The organism is Geodermatophilus sp. SYSU D01119, from assembly GCF_054049975.1.
The window spans coordinates 76,312-94,475 of sequence record NZ_JBJGYL010000019.1 but is presented as its reverse complement, the minus strand read 5'-3'; the positions used below and the strand labels follow the sequence as shown (position 1 = coordinate 94,475).

The window sequence follows — 18,164 nt, the reverse complement described above, 5'->3', positions numbered from 1 at the left end:
CGGTCGTCTCCCGGGCCGGGAGACGACCGCAGGTCGACGACGAACGGGTCCGCCCCTGCGCTCCCGGCGCGCGCAGCTGACCGAGCCGACGGCGAGCAGCCCCCAGCCGCCGAGCTCGCAGGCCTCCTCGACGGCCCCGGCGAGGCCGTGCCCCAGGCCCGCCGCCGTCGCCGCGGTCGACCAGGCCGCGGTGGCCATCTCGACGACGACGGCCACGACGAGCAGGACGAGCCCGGCGACGAGCAGGCGCCGGTCCGGGCGCGCCGCCCGGCGCGCGAGGCCGGCGACGAGCAGGAACACGGCGCCGGTCACCGGCAGGTACAGCAGCGGCCAGACGACGCTGTCCCAGTCGGGGGAGACGCCGGCGAGGCGCAGCGCCAGCGCGGTGGCGCGCTCGTGCAGGACCAGCAGGTCGTCGAGGGCGAACACCGTGAGCGCGGCTGCGAGGAAGAGGCCCGCCCGGCGCGGCAGCAGCCCCGCCCGGAGCACCGCGACAGCGCCGGCCGCGGCGGCCGCGATGACCAGCGCGTGCAGCACGGAGAAGACCGTGTACTCGCTGTTGACGTCCCACCGGAGCGTCCTCCCCGTCGCGGTGTTGACCAGGTGGACGACGGTCTGCGCGAGCACTGCACCGGCGACCACGAGGACGCCCGCGCGGACGGCTCGCGGTGAGGGCACGGCGTCCTCGGCGTGGGGCATGCGCCCTCCGGTCGGTCGGGGGTGGGGCGGCGTCACCGTAGGGACACCGGATGAGAACCGGCCCGCCGTCGCCCGTCCTCCTGCCGTGCACCGCCGCGTGGGGGCGCTCCGGGCCGCCCCCGACGCGGCGGGAGGTCGTGGGGGAGTTCTCATGCGCCTCTCATGCCGCGGCTGCTTCGGTGCGCCGGGTGCAGGCGGCGGTCAGGGCCGGGCGGCGCCCGACAGGGACCGGCCGATGCCGCGGGCGGCGGCCAGCAGCACCGGCACGGTGGAGGCCGCCCGGTCGTCGTTCGGGACGATGACCGACAGTGCCGCCACCACCTCCCCCAGCCCGTTCCGCACCGGGACGGCGACCCCCGTGGCGTCGGCGTGCACGAAGCCCGCGAGCAGCGCCCACCCCTGCCGGCGCACCTGGGCGAGCAGCGCGCGCAGCTGCGCCGGGGAGCAGACCGTGGCGGGCGTGAGGCGCTCGAGCGGCCGCCCGAGCACGCGCTCCTGCACCTCGGCCGGGGCGTGCGCGAGCAGCACCACGCCCGAGGACGAGACGTGCACCGGCAGCCGCCCGGCGATGCGCGAGAAGTTCACCACCGCGTCCCGGGCCGAGAGCCGCTCGACGAAGAGCACGTCCTCGCCGTCCCGGACGGCGAGCTGCGCGTGGTGACCGACGACCGCGTGCAGGTCCTCGAGGTAGGGCATCGCCGCGTCCCGCAGGGACCGGGTCGGTGAGGCGCGCGCGGCCAGCTCCCACATCCGCACGCCGACGCGCACCCGCCGGTCGGACGTGCGCTCGAGCAGGCCGTGGTCGGCGAGCCGGGCGACGATGCGCGACGCCGTCGCCACGTGCAGCCCGGCGCGGCGGGCCACCTCGGTGACGCCCAGCTCCGGCCGGTCCGTCGTGAACGCCTCCAGCACCCGCACGGCGCGGTCCAGCGACGACTCACCCGTCGGGACCCGAGGCACGGGCAGGACTCTCGTCCATTGAGAGGACGTTGTCCACGTCACAGCAGGCCCGGTCACCCTGCCCGTGTGACCGCCTCCGTCCGCCAGTCCGCCCCCGACTCCGCCGACGTCGCCACCCTGCGCGTCGTCGACAAGCAGGTGCGGGCCGACGGCGTCGTGACCCTCGACCTGGCGTCCCCCTCGGGCGGGCGGCTGCGGGACTGGACGCCCGGGGCGCACGTCGACCTGGTCCTGCCCGGCGGCCTGACCCGGCAGTACTCGCTGTGCGGGGACCGCTTCGACCCGGCCACCTACCGCGTCGGCGTGCTGCTCGAGCCGGGCAGCCGCGGCGGGTCGGCGTACGTGCACCGGGAGCTGGCGGTGGGCGACCTGGTCGGCGTCGGCGGGCCGCGCAACAACTTCCCGCTCGTCCCGTCGGAGCGCTACCTGTTCGTCGCCGGCGGGATCGGCATCACCCCGCTGCTGCCCATGGTGCGCCAGGCCGAGTCCCTCGGCGCCGACTGGCGGCTGCTCTACGGCGGGCGGCAGCGGCGCTCGATGGCGTTCCTCGACGAGCTGGCCGCCTTCGGCGACCGCGTGCTGGTCCGGCCGCAGGACGAGACCGGGCTGCTCGACCTGACCGGCTTCCTCGGGCGGCCGCGGCCCGGCGTGCGCGTCTACGCCTGCGGCCCGGCGCCCCTGCTCGCGGCGATGGAGCGGGCGTGCGCGGACTGGCCGCCGTACACCCTGCGCACCGAGCGGTTCGTGGCCGTGGACGGCGGCGCGCCGGCGCGCACCGCGCCGTTCGAGGTGGAGCTCGCCCGCACCGGGGCCACGGTCGTCGTCGACCCCGGCAGCACCGTGCTCGACGCCCTCGGCCGGGCCGGCGTCGAGGTGCTGTCCTCCTGCCGCCGCGGCGTCTGCGGCACCTGCGAGACGACGGTGCTGGCCGGGCGGCCCGACCACCGCGACGCCCTGCTCGACGACGACGAGCGCGCCGCGAACGACTGCATGTACGTCTGCGTCTCCCGCTCCCGCGACGAGCGCCTCGTCCTCGACCTCTGAGCACCGACCTCTGAGCACCGACCTCTGACCGGAGTCCGCCGTGACCGCCACCGCCCCGCCGACCGTCCCCACCAGCGACGTCGACCCGTTCGCGCACGAGGTGCTCGAGGACCCGCTGCCGATGCACGCCGCGCTGCGCGAGGCGGGCCCCGTCGTGCACCTGTCCCGCTACGACGTCCACGCCATGGCCCGCTACGCCGAGGTGCACGCGGCGCTGACCGACTGGCAGGGCTTCCAGTCCGCCGCCGGGGTCGGCCTGTCCAACTTCCGCTACGAGGAGCCGTGGCGGCCCCCGAGCCTGCTGCTGGAGGCCGACCCGCCCCGGCACGACGCGCCCCGCCGCGTGCTGCAGAAGGTCCTCGGGCCCCGCGCCCTGCGCCGGCTGCACGAGCACTGGCGGGCCGACGCCGAGGTCCTCGTCGACGAGGTGCTCGCCGCCGGCACCGAGTTCGACGCCGTCCCGGCGCTCACCGAGGTGTTCCCGCTGCGCGTCTTCCCCGACGCCGTCGGCATCCCCGACGGGGGCCGGGAGCACCTGCTGCCCTACGGCGACCACGCCTTCAACGCCTTCGGCCCGGCCAACGACCTGGTCGCGAAGGGCGCACCGCGGGTGGCCGAGCTCTCGGCGTGGATCGCCGCGCGGTGCCGGCGCGAGGTGCTCGCCCCGGGCGGCTTCGGCGCCGACATCTGGGCGGCGAGCGACCGCGGCGAGATCACCCCGGAGCAGGCGCCGCTGGTGGTGCGCTCGCTGCTGACCGCCGGGGTGGACACCACGGTGCACGCGCTGTCGGCGATCGTGCACGCCTTCGCCACCCACCCCGCGCAGTGGGCGCGGCTGCGGGCCGAGCCGTCGCTGGCGCGGGTGGCCTTCGACGAGGCGGTGCGCTGGGAGTCCCCGGTGCAGACGTTCTTCCGCACCGCCACGACCGACGTGCGGGTCGGCGACGTCGTCGTCCCGGAGGGCGGCAAGATCCTCGTGTTCCTGGCCGCGGCCAACCGCGACCCGCGCCGCTGGGCCGACCCCGACGCCTTCGACCTCTCCCGCGACCCCTCCGGGCACGTCGGCTTCGGCATGGGCATCCACCAGTGCGTCGGCCAGCACGTCGCGCGGCTGGAGGCCGAGGCGCTGCTCACCGCCCTGGCCCGGCGGGTGCGCGCGATCGAGCCCGCCGGCCGGCCCGTCCGGCACCACAACAACACGCTGCGCGCGTGGGAGAGCCTCCCCGTCCGGATGACCCCCGCCTGACCCGGCGGGGGCGCCGGACCGGCTCACTCGAAGACGACGGTCCGGTTCCCCCGGATCAGCACCCGGTTCTCCGTGTGCCAGCGCACCGCGTGCGCGAGCGCCCGGGTCTCGGCCTCGCGGCCGCGGGCGGCGAGCTCCTCCGGGGTCAGCGCGTGGTCGACCCGCAGCATCTCCTGCTCGATGATCGGGCCCTCGTCGAGGTCGGCGGTGACGTAGTGCGCCGTCGCCCCGATGAACTTGACCCCGCGCGCGTGCGCCTGGTGGTAGGGCCGCGCGCCCTTGAAGCTCGGCAGCATCGAGTGGTGGATGTTGATCGCCCGGCCCTCGAGCTCCTTGCACAGCCCGTCGGACAGGATCTGCATGTAGCGGGCCAGCACGACGAGGTCGATCCGCTCCGCGCGCACCATCTCCAGCAGAGCGGCCTCGGCCTCGGGCTTGGTCTCCGGGGTGACCGGGACGTGCCGGAAGGGGACGCCGTAGAACTCGGCGGTGCCGGCGAGGTCGGGGTGGTTGGAGACGACGGCGACGACGTCGAGGTCGAGCTCGCCGATCGAGTTGCGGAACAGCAGGTCGTTGAGGCAGTGCGCGTACTTGCTGACCAGGATGAGCACGCGCGGCCGCTGCGCGGAGTCGACCATCCGCCAGTCCATCGCGAACCGCTGCGCGGTCTCCTCGAAGGCGGCGCGCAGCGAGTCGATGTCCAGCGGCGAGCCGTCGACGTGGGCGAACTCGACCCGCATGTAGAACATGCCGCTGGTCGGGCTGTCGAACTGGTGGCTCTCCAGGATCGTGCACCGCTCCTGCAGGAGCAGGCCGGACACCGCGTGCACGATGCCGGGCGCGTCCTCGCAGGACAGCACCAGGACGCCGTGCTGGGCGTCGACGGGCCGGGTCATCGGACCTCCTCCGCGAGTGGTGGGCGCCGGCCGGTCGCCGGCCGGCCGTGCGGCGAACCTATGGCCGGGCGCCGGTGTGCCGCACGCCACAGATGACGTCTCTCCCTCGGCGGAAGACCGCACCCCGGGCGCGACGATTGACGCGGTTGCCCGGGCCCGGCCGGGGCGGGCACGCTGGGCCGGCCGGCGCCCGCCCGGGACCCCGCCGGCCCGACCGCGACGGACAGCGCCCGACGGGAGGCCGCGTGGCCGAGATCCGAGCCCGGTCCACCCAGGTCGACGGGACCCCCGCGTCGGTCGCGGCGGCGGTCGCGCACGCCCGCGACGAGGTGCTGCCGGCGGTGCAGCGGATGCCCGGCTGCCTGGGCCTGTCGGTGCTGGCCGACCCGGCGGGCGGCCGCTGCATCGTGACGACGTCGTGGCGCGACCAGGCGGCCCTGGAGGACAGCCGCGAGGAGGTCCGCCCCTTCGCCGAGCGCACCGCCGCGCTGCTGGGCGGGACGCCGGACGTGCAGGAGTGGGAGGTCGCGGCCATGCACCGCGTCCTGGACGCCGGGGACGGCGCCCGCGCCCGCGTCACCTGGCTCCGGACGCCGCCGGACGCCGTCGACCGCGCCGTGGACGCCGTCCGGCTGTCGCTGATGCCCAAGCTCGACGACCTGCCCGGCTTCTGCAGCGTGAGCGTGCTGGTGCGCCGGGACGAGGGGCTCACCGTGGCCGCGGTGTCCTACGGCAGCCGGGAGCACGCCGAGGCAGCCGCCGAGGGCGCGCGGGAGTTCCGCGGGTCCTCCGCCCCGGCGATGGGCCTCGAGGTGCTCGACTCCGCGGAGTTCGACGTCGCCGTCGCCCACCTGCGGGTCCCCGAGACGACCTGAGGTCTCCCGGGGAGGCCCCGCGGACCCCGGGTCAGCGCCCGGCGGACGCGAGGGCCGCCCCGAGCCGCGGGTAGACCCGCCGCACGTTGCCCTCGAAGACCGCCTCCCGGGCCTCGTCGGAGAGCGCGCCCCGCGCGTGGGCGGCCTCGACGTAGCGCCGGGTGTCGTCGAAGTGGTGGCCGGTGCGGGGGTCGATGCCGCGGACCGCGCCGACCATCTCCGAGCCGAACAGCACGTTGCGGGTGTCGACGACGTCGAGCAGCAGGTCGATCCCCGGCTGGTGGTAGACGCAGGTGTCGAAGAAGACGTTGCCCATGACGGTGGTCTCCACCGGCGGCTGCCCCAGCATGTCCGCGAGGCCCCGGTAGCGGCCCCAGTGGTAGGGCACCGCTCCCCCGCCGTGCGGGACGACCAGCCGCAGCTCCGGCAGGTCACCGAACAGGTCGCCCTGCACCAGCTGCATGAACGCCGTCGTGTCGGCGTTGATGTAGTACGCCCCCGTCGCGTGGAACACCGGCGTCGCCGACGCCGAGACGTGCACCATCGCCGGCACGTCGAGCTCGACCATCGCCTCGTAGAACGGGTACCAGGAGCGGTCGGTCAGGGGCGGCGAGGACCAGGACCCGCCGCTGGGGTCGGGGTTGAGGTTGCAGCCGACGAACCCGAGCTCCTCCACGCAGCGGCGCAGCTCGGCGACCGAGGCGGTGAGATCGGCCCCGGGCGACTGCGGCAGCTGGGCGACCGGCACGAACCGGCCCGGGTAGAGGGTCGCCACGCGGTGCACGAGGTCGTTGCTGCGGCGGGACCACTCCAGGCTCACCGCCGCGTCGCCGACGTGCGGCGCCATCGCCGAGGCGCGCGGGGAGAACAGCGTGACGTCGATGCCGCGCTCGTCCATCAGCCGCAGCTGGCTGGACTCGATCGTCTCGCGGATCTCGTCGTCGCTGATGGACGGGTAGGGCGGCGGCGTCGTCCCGGCCTCCCAGGCGGCCACCTGCTGCTCGCGCCAGGCGGTGTGCGCGGCCGGGGCGGTCGTGTAGTGACCGTGGCAGTCGATGATCACGCGGTCCCCTCCGGCGCGGCGTCGCGCAGCTCCACCAGCAGGTCGCGGGCGGCCGGGGCGACGCGCGCCGGCACCCCCAGCTCCTCCAGCTGCTCGGTGGCGGCCGCCATCTCGTCGGCCCGCCGCCGGGCGTGCACGCGGGTGCCCTCGACCAGCCGGTCGAGCGTGCGCTCGTCGAAGCCCGCGAGCTCGGCGGCGATGTTGCCGCGCAGCCAGTCCTCGCAGCCGGCCGCCTCCGCGCCCCGGAGGGCCTCGGTGACGGCGGCGGCCAGGCCCTTGTAGAAGACGCTGCGCAGCAGCTTGCGCGAGATCGCGGTGCCGACCGGGCCCTCCTGGACCTCCGCGTCGGCGCCCAGCCCGGTGACCAGCTCGACGTACCGCGCGGCCTGCCCGCCGGACACCAGCATCGGGGTGCGCAGCCCCTTGCCGGGGACCGGGGACATGAGCGCCACGTCGACGACGTCGACACCGGCCGGGGCGGCCCGCTCCGCCAGGGCGACCTTGACGCCCGGGCTCGCGGTGTTGAGGTCGGCCCACAGCGTCCCGGCGCGCAGGGCCGGCAGCGCGTTCCCCAGCGCCGTCATCGCGTCGTGCGAGCTGTTCACGCTGAGCACCAGGTCGGCGTCGGCCACCGCCCCGGCCTCGCTGTCCCGCGGCGCGACGCCGTCGACGGCGAGGCCCTTCGGGTCGTAGCCGCGCACGTCGGCACCGGCCGCCACGAGGTCCCGCGCGATCTCCGACCCGGCCTCGCCGAGGCCCAGGACCGCCACCGCGACGCTCACCGGCCGGGGACCTCGACCGGCGGGGTGCCGTGCGTGTGGAAGGTGCTGATCGTCTGCAGCCCCCACGCCTGGCCCCTGGCCCGCTCCTCGGCGTTCCAGTCGATGGTCTTCCAGTCGGGCGCGAACACCAGACGGGCGCCCGGGTTGTCCAGCTCGATCCGGTTGCCCGCCGGGTCCCAGACGTAGAGGAAGAAGCTCTGCTGGATGGTGTGCTTGTGCGGGCCGGTCTCGATGTGCACGCCGTGCTCGAGCGCCAGGTCCGCGGCGCGGATGACGTCGTCGCGGCTGTCCACGGCGAACGACAGGTGGTGCAGCCGGCCGGCGGTGCCGGTGTTGTCCCGCGTCCAGACGGCGTCGTAGCCCTTGTTCGTGAACGTCAGCCAACTGCCGGCGACGCCGTCGTCGAGCACGATCTGCTCGGTGACCATGCCGCCGAGGACGTCGCGGGCGAAGTCGCGGTTGGCCACCGGGTCGACGCCGAGGTAGTTGATGTGGTCGATGCGGCGGACGCTGACGCCGCGGCCCGGGTAGGCCTGCGCCTGGTTCTTCAGCGCCGGCACCAGGTCGCCCTCGGGGCGGTACCACTCGGTCTCGTGGTAGACGCCCATCTCGTGGCCGTCGGGGTCGGTGAACACGTAGACCGGGCCGTAGCCGGGGTCGCCGTCCTCCCAGCCGCGACCCAGGCCGGTCGCCTCGATCGCGGCCACCCGCCGCTGCAGCGCCTCGGGGGTGGCCGCCCGGAAGTTGGTCCGGCCGACGCCGGGCCGCGGGGCGGCGGTCAGCTTGATGGTGGTGTTCTCGTAGTCGTCCCAGGCGCGGAGGAACACCGAGTCGCCGGACGACCCGTTCTCGGTCATGCCGAGGTAGCGGACGTAGAAGTCCAGGCACTCCTCGGGCCGGTCGGTGAGGACCTCGACGTGGGCGAGGTGGGCGATGTCGTGGAGGGGCGGCACGGCGGGTCTCCGTCTCGGGGTGGTCGGCGGCCCTCCTGCACGGGCCCGCCGCGAGCGTGCGAGCGGTGGGGGGCAGGAGGGTCCTTCAGCAGGCGCGGGGGTAGGCGGTGCCGTCGAAGAGCTTCCGGGCGGTGCGGACGACGCCGGAGCGGACCACCCGGGGCGGCGAGGCGGCGGTGTCGACGACGACGTCGACGAGCAGGTGCCCGGTCGGGTGCTCGACGTCGACCTGCGAGGTCCCCGCCGGCCAGTCCGCGGTGAGCTCGTGTCCCACGGCGCCCGGCAGCAGCATCCCGGTGACGACGCTGACCGCGCCGAGGACGCCGATCGAGGTGTGCGGCTGCACGGGGATGAACGAGCGGGTGCTCACCTGACCGCCGTCGCGCGGCGGGGCGAGCAGCACCGTCTTGGGCACCGACGCCTGCGACACGTCGCCCATGCCCATGAGGTCGGCGGCCTCGCGGCGGAAGGCGTCCACCCGGGCGAGCAGCGCGGCGTCGGCCGCGAGCTCCCCGTGCGTCTCGTACCCGGTCAGCCCGAACGACGACGCCAGCGCCAGGACCACCGGCATGCCGTTGTCGACGCAGGTGACCTCGATGCCCTCGACGGTGTCGCGGACCTGCCCGGTCGGCAGCAGCGCGCCGGTGGCCGAGCCCTCCGTGTCGGCGAAGTCGAGGACGATCCCGGCGGCCCGCCCGGGCACGCCGGCGATCTCGACGTCGCCCCGGTACTCGACCCGCCCGCCGGGCGTCGGGAAGGTGGCGACGGCGACGCTGCCGGAGTTGACCATCCGGATCCGCACGCTGGTCTCCTCGCCCGGGGCGGGCACCAGCCCGCGCTCGACGGCGAACGGCCCGACGCCGGCCAGGATGTTGCCGCAGTTCTGCCGGTCGCTGACGGTGGCCTCGTCGACGCCGAGCTGCAGGAAGAGGTAGTCGACGTCGACCTCCGGGTCCTCCGACGGCGACACGACGGCGACCTTGCTGGTCAGGGTGGTCGCCCCGCCGAGGCCGTCGATCTGCCGGGGGTCGGGGGTGCCCATGAGCCGCAGCAGCAGGTCGTCGCGCTGCGCCGCGTCGGCGGGCAGGTCGCGGGCCTCGAGGTAGAGGCCGCGGGAGGTGCCGGACCGCATCATCGTGGTGCGGACGCCGGTGTCGTCGTAGCTCACCGCTCCCCCGCCTCCTCCCGGGCGTGCTCGTCGGCGGAGCTCACGTACTCGATGCCGAAGGCGGGCAGCTTGTCCCGCAGGCCGTAGCGGTCGAGTCCGAGCTCGCCCCGGAGGAAGGCCTCGCGGGTGGCCGCCTCCTTCTCGGTGCGCGCCCGGGAGGCGGTGAGCGCGCGCGGCACGTCGGCGCGCGGCACCACCATCACGCCGTCGTCGTCGGCGACCACCACGTCGCCGGGGCAGATCCGCTGGCCGCCCAGGACGACCGGCACGTTGACCGCGCCGGGGGTGGCCTTCACCGACCCCTGCGCGCTGACCGCCGTCGACCAGGCGGGGAAGCCCATCTCGCGCAGCTCGGCGACGTCGCGCACCCCGCTGCCGAGCACGACCCCGCGGACCCCGCGGTGCGCGAGCGCGGTGGCGAACAGCTCGCCGAACAGCCCGTCGCTGGACGGCGAGGTGGTGGCGACGACGAGCACGTCGCCGGGCCGGCACTGCTCGACGGCGACGTGGATCATCAGGTTGTCCCCGGGCCAGCACAGCACCGTGACCGCGGTGCCGCCGATGCGCGCTCCGGCCCACGCCGGGCGGAACTGGGGGCCGAGGTAGCCGACCCGCCCCAGCGCCTCGTGCACGGTGGCGACCCCGTGGCCGCCCAGCGTCTCGGCGTCGGCGACGTCGGCGCGCGGCGGGTCGGTGACGACGACGGTCCTCATGCGGGTCCTCCCGGGTCGGGGGTCGGTTCGGAGAGCGCCGCGATCACCCCGCGCAGGTGGGTGGCCGCCGCGGCCTCGGCGCGTGCCGGGTCGCGCGCGGTGACGGCGTCCACGAGCTCGGTGAAGCCGGCGAGGCTGACGCGGGGCCGGCCGGGGCGCAGCGACAGGCGGAACTGGTGACGGACGAGCTGGGCCTGCAGGCGGCCGACCAGGTCGGCGGCGATCGGGTGCCGGGCGACCTCGCCGACCATGCCGTAGAGCTGCTGGATCAGCTCGGAGTACTTCCGCACGTCACCGGAGTCGACGGCGTCGGTCATCGTCGCGAGGTGGGCGCGCAGCCGCTCGGCCTCCGCGTCGGTGACCCGCTCGGCGGCCTTGCGCGCGAGCAGGGCCTCCAGGGGCAGCCGGACCTCGGTGATCGCGACGGCCTCCTCGGTGCTCACCACCCGCACGCGCGCCCCGCGGTTGGGGATCCGCTCGACCAGCCCCTCGGCGACGAGCGCGTCGATGGCCAGCCGGACGGCGCCGCGGCTGACGCCGGTGCGCGACACGAGCTCGGCCTCCACCAGCCGGTAGCCGGGGGGCATGTCACCGCGCGAGATGGCGAGGCGCAGGGCGCGCTCGGCCGTCTCCTGTGCGCCGGACACCATGGCGGCACGGTAGCCCACGGCCGCAGGATTGCCAACGATCCTGTGAGCGATCCGGTGCGACGCCCGGCTACCCCTCCGCGGGCTCCGCGGCGAGGGCGTCGATGCCGCTCTGCACGTGCGCCCGCGCGGCCCGGTCGGCGTCCTCCGGCTGGGCGCCGGCGACGGCGTCGACGACGTCCGCCAGCTCCGCGAGCGCCTGCTGCGCCCGCCCGGGGCGCAGCAGGAGCTGGAACTGCGAGCGCGCCACGCGCCCCTGCAGGCGGGCGACGAGCGAGGAGGCGAGGGGCTGGCGGGCGGCCTCCGCGACCAGCCGGTGGTGCTCCTGGACCAGTTCCCAGCACTCGAGCAGCTCGTGGTCGGCGACGGCCCGCCTCAGCCGCTCGAGCGTCGCGCGCAGCCGCTCCACCTGGGCGTCGGTGGCGTGCTCGGCGGCCTTCGCCGCGAGCAGCCCGTCGAGGACCTGACGGCACTCCAGGACGGCGACCGTCTCGGCGCCGGACATCACCCGGACCCGCGCCCCGCGGTTGGGGATGCGCTCCACCAGGCCCTCGGCGATCAGCGCGTCCAGGGCCAGCCGGGCGCTGTTGCGGGTGACGCCGTAGCGCTCCCCGAGCTCCGGCTCGACCAGCCGCTGACCGGGGACGACGACCCCGCGGGTGATCTCCTCGCGCAGCCGCCGCTCGGCGGTGCGCCGGGCCTGCACGCCGGTCAGCAGGCGGGCTCCCTCACCACTCCCCTGGGGCACCCGGCCACCGTAGGCAGCGCTGCCGCGGCCGGTCGAGCGGCGCCCGGGCCCGGGGCGCCCGGATCCCCCGGAGGGGTGCCGCCGGCCCCCGGACGCGCGCGGGGGCGGCCCGGGTCGCCCCGGACCGCCCCCGCCGCTCACGCCCGGCTCAGCCGAAGGACTCGACGGTGTCGTAGCCCCGGCCGTTGTACTTCTGCACGACGACGCTCGACACCGCCGGCTGGCCGGCCTCGCCGGTGCTCACCGACGTGCCCGGCAGCATCAGCGGCGCCTGGTAGCCCTCGATCGAGCGCAGCGCCTCCATGAAGCTGTCGCGGGTCGGCTCCTCCATCTGCGTGAAGGCCTGCTCCAGGGTGGCGCCGACCATCCAGCTCCACTGGCAGTGCGGGAACGCCGGCGGCTCCGGGTAGTTGCCGTACTGCGGGAGGGCGGCCAGGTAGGTCTGCACGTCCTCGTCCTCGGCGAAGGCCGGGCTGGCCGGCGCCTTGGCGAAGGACACCGAGTAGATGCCGGGGAAGGCACCGCCACCGCCGGGCTCCAGGATCGCCGTGGGGCTGGAGGTGTTCGACGGCAGGAACCAGCTCGGCGTCCACCCCAGCTGCTGGGCCTTCTGCAGGGAGGAGATGACCAGCGGGGTCACCGACATGGCGTTGAAGAAGACGTCGGCGTCGCTGTTGGCCAGCTCGGTGATCTGCGCGTCGACCGACGTGTCGGTCGCCTCGTAGGTGAGCTCCTGGACGATCTCGATGTTGTCCGCGCCCTCGACGGCGGACTTGAAGCCCTCGACGTAGCCCTCGCCGAAGTCGTCGTTCTGGGACAGGATCGCGACCCGGTGCTGCTGCCCGGAGGAGGCCAGCAGCTCGCCGAACGCCTCGCCCTCGTTCTGGTAGATCGGCACGAAGCCGAGCTGCCAGGGGCTCTGCTCGGTGTCGCTGAAGATCGGGTCACCGGTCATGATCAGCGCCTGCGGCACCTCGTCGGCGATCGCGGCCTCCCGCCAGGCCCGGTTGGTCGGCGTGCCCAGCCCCGCGGTCATCGCGAAGACCTCGTCCTTGAGCTGGTCGTAGTTCGCCGCCGCCTGCTGCGGGTCGTAGGTGTCGTCGAGCGCCTCGATCTCGACCGTGCGGGTCTGCCCGTCACCGAACTCGATCCCGCCCTCGGCGTTGCGCATGCCGAAGTAGGCGGTGATGCCGGCGACCGTGCAGGTGCCCGGTCCCGCGGTGGCGCCGCTGAGCGGGGTGGTGATGCCGAGCGTCACCGTGTCGTCGGTGATGCCCGGGCTGGGCGCCCCCTCGGCGGTGTCGCCACCGCGACCGGCGTCGGTGGCACCGCCACAGGCGCTGAGCGTGACCGCGAGCGCCGACGCCGCGGCGATGCCGAGCGCCCTCCGCGACCGGACGTGTCCGTTCATGCGTGCCCTTGCCTCTCTGTCTGGGGTCGCTCCGCCGCGGTGGCCGACCCGGAGGTCGACGACGGAGGGGTCGGTGGCGCGGCGGGGCCGCGGCCGGCGGGAGAGCGCCGCAGCCGGCGTGCGAGCGCACGGGGCAGCGACACGAGACCGCCGGGGAGCACGAACAGCACGAACAGCAGGAGCGCGCCCTGCAGGAGTGCCGTGAGGCTGGCGTCGACGGCGTTGGTGAGGTCCGGGACGACGACGTAGAAGACGCCGCCGAGCAGCGACCCGACGATGCTGCCCGCACCGCCGATGACCATCGCGACGAGCAGCTCGATCGAGTGCCCGAAGCTCATGGTCTCCGGCGACGTGTACTGGACGACGACCATGTAGAGGAAGCCGCTGACCCCGCCGATGAGCGACGCGATCGTGAAGGCCAGCACCTTGTACCGGTACGGCGAGATCCCCATGGACGACGCCACGTTCTCGTTGTCCTTGACGATGGCGAACGCCCGGCCGTACTTGCCGCGCACGAGGAGGGCGGTCAGCAGGAACACCACGCCGCCGATGCCGAGCACCAGGTACAGCTGGAACTGGTCGTCGTAGAGGCCGCTGCCCTCGGGCGCGTCGGTGAAGCGTGCGGACAGGCCCTGCGAGCCGCCGGTGAACTCGCTGAGCCGCTTGGCCAGGGGCACGCCGACGATGGGCAGGGCGATCGTGACCATCGCGATGGCGAGGCCGCCCAGGCGGGCGGCGGCCAGGGCCACGAGCAGGCCGGCCGCCGCCGGGAGCAGGCAGGCGAGCACGAAGACCAGGACGACGTTCCAGCCCTGCGAGACGCCGTAGGCGGTGACGTAGGCACCGAGGCCGAGGAAGAAGATCTGCCCGAGCGAGACCTGCCCGGTGTAGCCCATGACGACGTTGAGCCCGAGCACGGCCACGGCGAAGACGCCGATGCGCGCGAGGGTGTCGTTGAACGACTCCGTGCCCACCAGGGGCAGCACGGCGAGCGCGGCGACGAGCAGCAGCGGGGCTCCCCAGCGCACCCACGGCGTCTGCCGGAGGGACCGCGCCGGCGGGCGCGGCGAGGAGGGGGTCGGGGTGTCCAGGACTCGGGCCATCACACACGCACCACGGTCTTCCGGCCGAACAGGCCCTGGGGTCGGACGAGGAGGACGACGAAGATGAGGATGAAGGGCACGGCGACCTTGAGGTCGAAGCCGATGAAGCCGACGTAGACCGCGGCCAGGTTCTCGAGGACCCCGATGATCCACGCCGCGACGACGACGCCGACCGGGCTGGTGAGACCGCCCAGGATGACGGCGGCCAGCGCGTAGACCAGGGCGTTGTCGAGCATGCCCGGGGTCAGGGTGAGCTGGGGTGCCACGAGGGCGCCGGCGACGGCGCCGAGCGCGGCCGCCAGCCCCCAGCCGATCATGAGCAGCCGGCCGACCGGGAGTCCGCTGAACGCCGCCGACTGCGGGTTGATCGCGACCGCCCGCAGCGCGAGGCCGATCTTCGTGCGGACGAAGAGCACCTGCAGCAGCACCATCGCCACGACGATCACCGCGGTGGTCCCGAGCGAGCGGACGCTGACCGAGACGCCCAGGACCGACACCGTGTCGAGGGGGAACAGCGAGGGGAACTGCTGGTTGTTGTAGCCCCAGATCCAGCCGGCGACGCCGGTGATCAGGGTCAGCAGGCCGATCGTGACGACCACGGCGGTGTCGGGGTCCCCGCGTTCGAAGCGCCGGACGAGGTAGCGCTCCACCACCGCGCCCAGCACGAACGAGACCAGGATCGACGCGATGATCGCGAGGACCACCGGGAGCCCCTGGTTGGTGAGCACCCAGGCCACGTAGGCGGCCAGGACGGCCAGGCCGCCCTGCGCGAAGTTGATCAGGCCGGTCGCGGAGTGGACGAGCACGATGGCCAGGGCGAGCGCGGCGTAGACCGAGCCGGTCGACAGGCCGTCGACGACGAGCTGGACGAACTTCTCCATGTCAGCCTCCCAGGTAGGCGCGACGGATCTCGTCCATGCCCTTGAGCTCGGCGGACGTGCCCGTGAGCACGGTCCTGCCGGTCTCGAGCACCGCGGCGGTGTCGACGAGGGTGAAGGCGAGGTTGGCGTTCTGCTCGACCACGAGCATCGCGATGCCGGACTCCACCCGCAGGCGCCGGATCGCGTCGTAGACGGTCTTCGCGGTGCTGGGCGCGAGACCCAGGGACGCCTCGTCGAGCAGCATCAGCCGCGGCTTGGACATGATCGCCCGGCCGACGGCCAGCATCTGCTGCTCGCCGCCGGACAGGGCCGAGGCGTTGGACCGGATCCGGTCCTGCAGGTTCGGGAACAGGTCGAGGCAGTAGTCGATGTCGCGCTCGACGCCCTTCGCGTCCTTGCGGAGGTAGGCGCCCACCCGCAGGTTCTCCCGGACGGTCAGGTCGCCGAGCGTGCCGCGGCCCTCCGGCACGTGCGCGATGCCGAGGGCGGCCACCTGGTCGGGCCGCAGGCCGCGGATGTCGCGGCCGTCGAAGACGATCCGCCCGCCGGTCCGCACGGTGCCGCTGATGGCGCGCAGCGTGGTCGTCTTGCCGGCGCCGTTGGCGCCGAGGATGCCCACGGCCCCGCCGTCGGGGACGGCCAGCGTCACGTCCTCCAGCACCTGCACGGGGCCGTAGGACGCGGTGACCCCCTCGAGCTCAAGCAGCGTCATCGGCGGCGGCGTCCTTCCCGATGTAGGCCTCGATCACGCGGGGGTCGGACTGCGCCTCGGCGGCGGTGCCCTCCATGAGCTTCGCGCCGTGGTCGAGGACGACGACGCGGTCGGTGAGCGCGGCGATGAGGCCCATGTGGTGCTCGACGACCACGACGGTGATGTCGTCGTCGGTGCGCAGCCGCCGGACCGTGGTGATGAGCTGCTCGACCTCGCCGTGCGAGAGCCCGGCGGCCGGCTCGTCGAGGAGCAGCAGGCTCGGCTTCATGAGCAGCGCCCGGCACAGCTCCACGCCCTTGTGCAGGCCGTGCGACAGCTCGTCGGCCGGCAGGTGCGCAGCCCAGCCGAGGCCGTTGCGCTCGAGGAGCGCCAGCGCCTCCTCGCGCAGTTCCCGCTCGGCCCGCCGGGTGCGCGGGGTGCGGACCGCCCACTCCAGCGCCCCACCCGGCAGCCGCGTGTGCGCGCCCAGCAGCACGTTCTCCAGCACCGAGGCCCGCAGCTGCAGCGCGGGGTGCTGGAACGTGCGGGCCAGACCGTGCTTGGCCAGCGTCGCCGGGCGCGCGCCCTGCACCTCCGCGCCGTCGATCAGCACCCTGCCCGACGTCGGCCGGTAGTGCCCGCTGATGCAGTTGAACAGCGACGTCTTGCCCGCGCCGTTGGGTCCGACGAGCCCGAGGATCTGGCCCGGCTCGACGGCGAAGCCCACGTCCTGCAGCACCTTGACACCGCCGAACTGCAGGCTCACGTCCTGCAGCGTCAGCCCACCCGCCATACCCGCATCTCCCGCCATTGGGTGTTGCTCCGGTGCGTGCGCCGCAACGTACGGACGGGCTCGGGGGATTGTCAACGATCTGATCTGAAGGTCGTGTCCACGGTCGCGGTCGGCCGGCGGTGACCCCCCGTCCCGGACGCCGGGGCCCCGCCGGGGCCGTGCTCAGCCGGCCCGGGCGCCCCGCGGCAGCAGGAACGCGCCGGTCGCGACCAGGCCGGACACGCCCACGAGCACCGCCGCCTGCGGTGCCCCGGAGCCGAGCCCCGCGCCCACCGCGACCACCAGCGGCGGGCCCAGCAGCTGCCCCACCCCGGAGCCCTGCGTCACCAGGCCGACGGCGGCGCCGGCCGACCGGGTGCCCCCCGACACGGCCGCCAGCCCGGCGAACAGCGCGGCCGGCACGACCCCCGACACGCCGGAGAAGGCGACCGCCGAGGCGATCCGCAGCCCCACCGGCAGCGACGGGTCGAGCACCCCCCAGACCGCGACCGCCATGCCGGCGCACCCGCCGGCGACCACCCACCGCAGGGGCACGCCCCGGTGCAGCAGGTAGGCGCCCAGGAGGTTGGCCGGCGCGTTCACCAGGAAGACGAGGGCGCCCACCCGCCCGGCGTCGGCGACCGACAGGCCCGCGTCCGCGACCAGCGCGGCCGGGAAGAGCCCGACCACGGCCAGGTACTGGGCGGCGTAGAGCGCGAAGACCGCCGCGATGAGCACCACGGACCGCGAGCGGAGGGCACCGAGCAGCCCCGCGGGCGAGGTCGGCCGGCGGTCGCCGACCGCCGGCACCCAGCGCGCGACGACCGCGAGCGCGACCGCGGCCACGCACGCGTCGGCGACGGACGCGCCCCGCCAGCCGACCAGCCCGATCGCGACCGGCACGAGCAGGGCGGCCAGGCCCGACCCGACGGGCATGTACGCGCCCCAGGTGCCGGCCACGAGGCGCCGCTGCCGGGGCGCGGACACCTCCGCGAGCAGCGGCGGCCCCGCCAGGATGACCAGGACCAGCCCGAGGCCCTCCCCCACCCGCGCCACCATCAGGCCGGTCAGGGAGTCGGCCAGCGCGCCCCCGAGGTCGGCCGCGACGATGGCCGCGAGGCCCAGCCGGACCTGCCGGCCGAAGCCCAGGCCCTGCCCCAGCCACCCGAGCAGCGCCCCGCCCGCGGCCCCGAGGGCGCTGACCGTCGAGAGGTACCACGCCGCGGTGGCCGACCCGAGCCCGAACGCGTCCGTGAGCACCGGGAGCGCGGCCGCCGCGCCGCCGATCTGCGCGGCGGCGACGACACCGGCCCCGAGCAGGGCCGCCACCGCGGCCCAGGACGTCCGGTCGGGGCCGGCGGGTGCCCCGGGCGGGCTCCCGCGCCCGAGCGGCCGACGCGTCACAGGCTGCTCCCTCCGCGGTCCGGACCCGCGACAGCCTCACCCACCGGCCCCACCCCCGTCCGGCCGGGATCCCCGGCGCGCGGGCGCCTACGTCAAATGACGCGCGCC

The 18,164-nt window shown here is 75.1% G+C and carries 19 protein-coding genes; 3 read left to right on the top strand and 16 right to left on the bottom strand.

Annotated elements, in window-relative coordinates; genetic code table 11:
• Positions 1 to 699: hypothetical protein (locus ACI79X_RS15555; protein WP_457026318.1), on the bottom strand; the 699-nt coding region annotated here is incomplete at its 3' end.
• Between the two features lie 201 nt (positions 700 to 900).
• Entirely contained in the window at positions 901 to 1,659 is a 759-nt protein-coding gene (locus ACI79X_RS15550) for an IclR family transcriptional regulator (RefSeq protein ID WP_457026317.1), read from the bottom strand.
• Positions 1,660 to 1,725: 66 nt separating this feature from the next.
• On the opposite strand from ACI79X_RS15550, the gene ACI79X_RS15545 reads away from it, so the two are divergent.
• Positions 1,726 to 2,703 (top strand): PDR/VanB family oxidoreductase, encoded by a 978-nt coding sequence (locus ACI79X_RS15545; RefSeq protein ID WP_457026316.1) that lies wholly within the window; start codon positions 1,726 to 1,728, stop codon positions 2,701 to 2,703.
• A gap of 40 nt (positions 2,704 to 2,743) precedes the next feature.
• On the top strand, positions 2,744 to 3,949 hold the full coding sequence (locus ACI79X_RS15540) for a cytochrome P450 (protein WP_457026315.1): 1,206 nt from the start codon (positions 2,744 to 2,746) through the stop codon (positions 3,947 to 3,949).
• A 23-nt stretch (positions 3,950 to 3,972) separates the two neighbouring features.
• Here ACI79X_RS15540 and purU read toward each other — a convergent pair whose 3' ends face one another.
• Positions 3,973 to 4,845, bottom strand: a complete 873-nt coding sequence (purU, locus tag ACI79X_RS15535) for a formyltetrahydrofolate deformylase (RefSeq protein WP_457026314.1) — start codon at positions 4,843 to 4,845, stop codon at positions 3,973 to 3,975.
• A gap of 245 nt (positions 4,846 to 5,090) precedes the next feature.
• Between purU and ACI79X_RS15530 the strand changes: the two genes are divergently transcribed.
• Entirely contained in the window at positions 5,091 to 5,720 is a 630-nt protein-coding gene (locus tag ACI79X_RS15530; protein ID WP_457026313.1) for a putative quinol monooxygenase, read from the top strand.
• Positions 5,721 to 5,751: 31 nt separating this feature from the next.
• On the opposite strand, the gene ACI79X_RS15525 is transcribed toward ACI79X_RS15530, so the two are convergent.
• From ACI79X_RS15525 to ACI79X_RS15465, 13 genes are all read right to left on the bottom strand, one after another.
• Complete coding sequence (locus tag ACI79X_RS15525) at positions 5,752 to 6,783, bottom strand: amidohydrolase family protein (RefSeq protein ID WP_457026312.1); 1,032 nt, start codon at positions 6,781 to 6,783, stop codon at positions 5,752 to 5,754.
• Positions 6,780 to 7,565 (bottom strand): DUF1932 domain-containing protein, encoded by a 786-nt coding sequence (locus tag ACI79X_RS15520; protein ID WP_457026311.1) that lies wholly within the window; start codon positions 7,563 to 7,565, stop codon positions 6,780 to 6,782. The genes ACI79X_RS15525 and ACI79X_RS15520 overlap by 4 nt, the downstream gene beginning before the upstream one ends.
• Entirely contained in the window at positions 7,562 to 8,518 is a 957-nt protein-coding gene (locus tag ACI79X_RS15515) for a VOC family protein (RefSeq protein WP_457026310.1), read from the bottom strand. Before ACI79X_RS15515 ends, ACI79X_RS15520 begins: the two co-directional genes overlap by 4 nt.
• Positions 8,519 to 8,603: 85 nt before the next feature.
• The gene (locus ACI79X_RS15510; protein ID WP_457026309.1) at positions 8,604 to 9,686 is read right to left on the bottom strand and encodes a 4-oxalomesaconate tautomerase; all 1,083 of its coding nucleotides are present in this window, start codon (positions 9,684 to 9,686) and stop codon (positions 8,604 to 8,606) included.
• Positions 9,683 to 10,399, bottom strand: coding sequence for a 4-carboxy-4-hydroxy-2-oxoadipate aldolase/oxaloacetate decarboxylase (locus tag ACI79X_RS15505; protein WP_457026308.1), 717 nt, complete (start codon positions 10,397 to 10,399; stop codon positions 9,683 to 9,685). Before ACI79X_RS15505 ends, ACI79X_RS15510 begins: the two co-directional genes overlap by 4 nt.
• Positions 10,396 to 11,049, bottom strand: a complete 654-nt coding sequence (locus ACI79X_RS15500; protein ID WP_457026307.1) for a GntR family transcriptional regulator — start codon at positions 11,047 to 11,049, stop codon at positions 10,396 to 10,398. The genes ACI79X_RS15505 and ACI79X_RS15500 overlap by 4 nt, the downstream gene beginning before the upstream one ends.
• Before the next feature lie 67 nt (positions 11,050 to 11,116).
• A complete protein-coding gene (locus ACI79X_RS15495; protein WP_457026306.1) occupies positions 11,117 to 11,794 on the bottom strand; it encodes a GntR family transcriptional regulator in 678 nt (225 codons plus the stop codon).
• 148 nt (positions 11,795 to 11,942) lie between these two features.
• Complete coding sequence (locus ACI79X_RS15490; protein WP_457026305.1) at positions 11,943 to 13,205, bottom strand: ABC transporter substrate-binding protein; 1,263 nt, start codon at positions 13,203 to 13,205, stop codon at positions 11,943 to 11,945.
• Positions 13,202 to 14,308 (bottom strand): branched-chain amino acid ABC transporter permease, encoded by a 1,107-nt coding sequence (locus ACI79X_RS15485; RefSeq protein WP_457026304.1) that lies wholly within the window; start codon positions 14,306 to 14,308, stop codon positions 13,202 to 13,204. The genes ACI79X_RS15490 and ACI79X_RS15485 overlap by 4 nt, the downstream gene beginning before the upstream one ends.
• On the bottom strand, positions 14,308 to 15,189 hold the full coding sequence (locus ACI79X_RS15480) for a branched-chain amino acid ABC transporter permease (protein ID WP_457026303.1): 882 nt from the start codon (positions 15,187 to 15,189) through the stop codon (positions 14,308 to 14,310). The genes ACI79X_RS15485 and ACI79X_RS15480 overlap by 1 nt, the downstream gene beginning before the upstream one ends.
• Position 15,190: 1 nt before the next feature.
• A complete protein-coding gene (locus ACI79X_RS15475; protein ID WP_457026302.1) occupies positions 15,191 to 15,901 on the bottom strand; it encodes an ABC transporter ATP-binding protein in 711 nt (236 codons plus the stop codon).
• On the bottom strand, positions 15,888 to 16,646 hold the full coding sequence (locus tag ACI79X_RS15470; protein WP_457026301.1) for an ABC transporter ATP-binding protein: 759 nt from the start codon (positions 16,644 to 16,646) through the stop codon (positions 15,888 to 15,890). The genes ACI79X_RS15475 and ACI79X_RS15470 overlap by 14 nt, the downstream gene beginning before the upstream one ends.
• A 189-nt stretch (positions 16,647 to 16,835) precedes the next feature.
• Complete coding sequence (locus tag ACI79X_RS15465; RefSeq protein ID WP_457026300.1) at positions 16,836 to 17,981, bottom strand: MFS transporter; 1,146 nt, start codon at positions 17,979 to 17,981, stop codon at positions 16,836 to 16,838.
• Between the last annotated feature and the right edge of the window lie 183 nt (positions 17,982 to 18,164).

Coding starts and splice junctions, on each gene's coding strand:
- purU (WP_457026314.1), bottom strand. CDS start 4,845: ATGACCCGGCCCGTCGACGCCCAGCACGGCGTCCTGGTGCTGTCCTGC.
- ACI79X_RS15505 (WP_457026308.1), bottom strand. CDS start 10,399: ATGAGGACCGTCGTCGTCACCGACCCGCCGCGCGCCGACGTCGCCGAC.
- ACI79X_RS15500 (WP_457026307.1), bottom strand. CDS start 11,049: ATGGTGTCCGGCGCACAGGAGACGGCCGAGCGCGCCCTGCGCCTCGCC.
- ACI79X_RS15490 (WP_457026305.1), bottom strand. CDS start 13,205: ATGAACGGACACGTCCGGTCGCGGAGGGCGCTCGGCATCGCCGCGGCG.
- ACI79X_RS15485 (WP_457026304.1), bottom strand. CDS start 14,308: ATGGCCCGAGTCCTGGACACCCCGACCCCCTCCTCGCCGCGCCCGCCG.
- ACI79X_RS15480 (WP_457026303.1), bottom strand. CDS start 15,189: ATGGAGAAGTTCGTCCAGCTCGTCGTCGACGGCCTGTCGACCGGCTCG.
- ACI79X_RS15475 (WP_457026302.1), bottom strand. CDS start 15,901: ATGACGCTGCTTGAGCTCGAGGGGGTCACCGCGTCCTACGGCCCCGTG.